This is a genomic window from Candidatus Propionivibrio aalborgensis (assembly GCF_900089945.1).
Classification (GTDB): Bacteria; Pseudomonadota; Gammaproteobacteria; order Burkholderiales; family Rhodocyclaceae; genus Propionivibrio; species Propionivibrio aalborgensis.
The window spans coordinates 1-1785 of record NZ_FLQY01000153.1; the positions used below are offsets into that span (position 1 = coordinate 1).

At 54.1% G+C, this 1785-nt stretch carries 2 protein-coding genes; both read left to right on the forward strand.

All coding sequences use genetic code 11. The annotated features are described in order from the left end of the window. On the forward strand, window positions 1-1269 hold a 1269-nt coding region (gene malQ, locus PROAA_RS08870; RefSeq protein WP_186411005.1), incomplete at its 5' end, for a 4-alpha-glucanotransferase. Window positions 1270-1423: 154 nt separating this feature from the next. Next, window positions 1424-1785 (forward strand): DUF2934 domain-containing protein (locus tag PROAA_RS08875; RefSeq protein ID WP_186411006.1); only part of this gene is annotated, 362 nt, incomplete at its 3' end.

The following is a 1785-nucleotide window of genomic DNA, read 5'->3' on the forward strand; positions in this document are numbered from 1 at the left end:
GCTTTTAATGACGGTCAGGTAGATTACCCATTGATGCAGCAGTACCGCATGGCGCGACTGCGTCTGGCAGCGGAAAAGTTTTTTGCCGATTCCCGACACAACCCTCGAGAGCAATTCACCGCGTTCTGCTCTGAAGCTCGGAACTGGCTTGATGACTACGCACTATTCATGGCCCTGGACAAAGAATACGGCGGTTGTGGGAGGGTCTGGCAGGACTGGCCGTCGCCTCTGGTTCGCCGTAATCCGGAGGCAATGAATGAAGCGGCGCAGACCCTCGCTGACGAATCGAATTTTTGGAAGTTTTGCCAATGGTGCTTCTACAGCCAATGGGCGGAACTCAAGGAGTACGCCAACAAACGTGGTGTTGAGATCATTGGTGACATGCCAATATTTGTTTCTGCGCACAGCGCTGACGTTTGGGCAAACCAGCAATTATTTGATCTCGATGACAAAGGTCGGCCTCGCGTTGTCGCCGGCGTACCCCCAGATTATTTCAGCGCTACCGGACAACACTGGGGCAATCCCCTGTATCACTGGCCAGCACATGAGAAGGAAGGCTATCGATGGTGGATCGAGCGCTTGCGTGCAACTCTCGCACTCTGCGATATAGTTCGGATCGACCACTTTCGCGGCTTCGAGTCGTACTGGGAAATACCCGCATCCTCGGAAACAGCCGTTGATGGACAGTGGCAACCCGGACCAGGAGCCGCTCTGTTCAATGCTATGCAAAATGCAATGGACAACCGGCAAAGTCAACTCAGCGATGTGCCCAGAATCATCGCTGAGGATCTGGGAATCATTACACCTGAAGTTACGGCTTTGCGCGAGTCGGTTGGTCTGCCGGGAATGCGAATCCTGCAGTTTGCTTTTGACGGACATTCCGACAATCTGTATTTACCGCACAGCTTCGAAACCAATACAGTCGTCTATACGGGCACCCACGATAATGACACGACTTGTGGTTGGTGGTCTGCGCTCGCACCTCATGAACAAGATTATGTTCGGCGCTATCTGGCCATCAGTGGCGAGTTCAACGAATGGGACCTGATCAGAGTCGCTTCGGCGTCCGTTGCCGCACTTGCGATCATACCCATGCAGGACGTACTCGGCCTAGATTCCACTTGTCGCATGAACTTTCCTGGGCATGCTGAAGGTTCCTGGGGCTGGCGCTTCGGCTGGCATCAGGTTGCCCCCTGGCATGCCGAACGCCTTGCAGAACTGACACAGCTTTACGGACGTGTCCCGAAACGCCAAACTGACATTGAGTAGCCAAGCAGTGCGAATTGCTGCTGCAAGTACTTGCAGGCAGTTCGCAAAGCAGAATACATGATGATGAAGTTTTTTAAATTGTACTTATGCAGTACAATCCCGTCGTTGCTCTTATTTCAGAACCAGTTTCTCCATTTTTTATAGGGATAAAATCATGGCCGAGACAACCACCAAAGCAGCCCCAAAGAAAGCGGCGACCAAAACCGTCGCTGCCAGCGCCAAGCCTGCGGCCAAGAAACCCGCAGCCAAGCCTACGGCTGCTAGCGCTAAGCCCGCAGTGGCCAAGCCTGCAGTAGTTAAGGCCGCGACTGCAAGCGCAAAGCCAGCCGCGACCGCCAAGCCGACCGTCGCCAAGGCTGCGACGGCAAAACCCGCTGCTCGTAGTGCCAAGCCTGTGACGATCAGCGACGAAGTACGTTATCGCATGATCGGTGAAGCGGCCTATTATCGCGCCGAAAAGAACCACTTCAAGAGCGATCCCGTACGCGACTGGATTGAGGCTGAAAGCGATATCGC